1 protein-coding gene is annotated in these 932 nt (G+C 47.1%); it reads right to left on the reverse strand.

Annotated features, from left to right (window positions below; all coding sequences use genetic code 11):
* On the reverse strand, nucleotides 1-932 hold a 932-nt coding region (locus ACFIN0_RS09815), incomplete at both ends, for a hemagglutinin repeat-containing protein (RefSeq protein WP_375702462.1).

Below are 932 nucleotides of genomic sequence, written 5' to 3' on the forward strand. Positions count from 1 at the left end.
GAACCTTGATGCTCAAAACTCTCTTCATTTTCTGTCTTTCCCTCACTCCCGTATATCGACACAAAGCCCTTGCCTGATCCCACACCAAAACCTGTTTCATGCTCCTCTGAATGGCTTTTATGATGATCTGTCATGCCATCAATCGTCACACTTTCTCCGCTCACATTGATATCTTGACCGGAAAGCAGATGAGAAGCCGTGATTGTGGTCTCTTTGTCTGATTGCGTGATAATGTTGCCCGTTGCCCCAAGGATAGAGGAGACCGTTGTGGTATGCGATTGAGATGTATCGGACGATTCCTCATGCAAAAAGCCACTTGATGACGATTGTGCTTGCTGATCCAAGTGTTCTTGGGCGCCTTTGATAGTAATCTTTCCCCCAGAGTGAATAGTAATATCCGCTTTTTTCTGATCTCCTAGTGCTTTCTCTCCTGACGTTTCCTCTGCCTTACCGGCTATGAGCGTCGAGGCGACAACTTCCGTGTTGTTTCCGGAATCAATGGCAATGCCTTCACCCCCTGTTATGCTTGACCCCACAACTTGGCTCACATCCATCTTGTTATGCTCAGATTTGCTGCTACTAAACACCCCACCCTCTTTGTTATACGACATCTCATAATGTAAGCTATCCTCTGCATTATTGATCAGGACATCGTTGCTGGCTTTCAGCCCTACCTTGCCATCAGCCGCAATGGAACTGCCTGTGATGCTAAGATCATGCGGTTTGCCATCCTGCCCTGCAATGACAGTGGTATCACCTCCCGATTTTATCGAAGAGCCAACCGCATGAGAGGCTTGCATATCCACTTTCGTGTTTTTGGTGCGAAGATGATATTCCATCTCATCGTTTCTTACCCCTATTGTTACCTCCCCTTGGGCGCCAAGAGCAACATTACCCTTGGCATCTATATCGGAAGCAGCAATATGGATATC

The sequence above is a fragment of the Bartonella sp. AA89HNZF genome (genome assembly GCF_042196905.1).
Lineage (GTDB): Bacteria > Pseudomonadota > Alphaproteobacteria > Rhizobiales > Rhizobiaceae > Bartonella.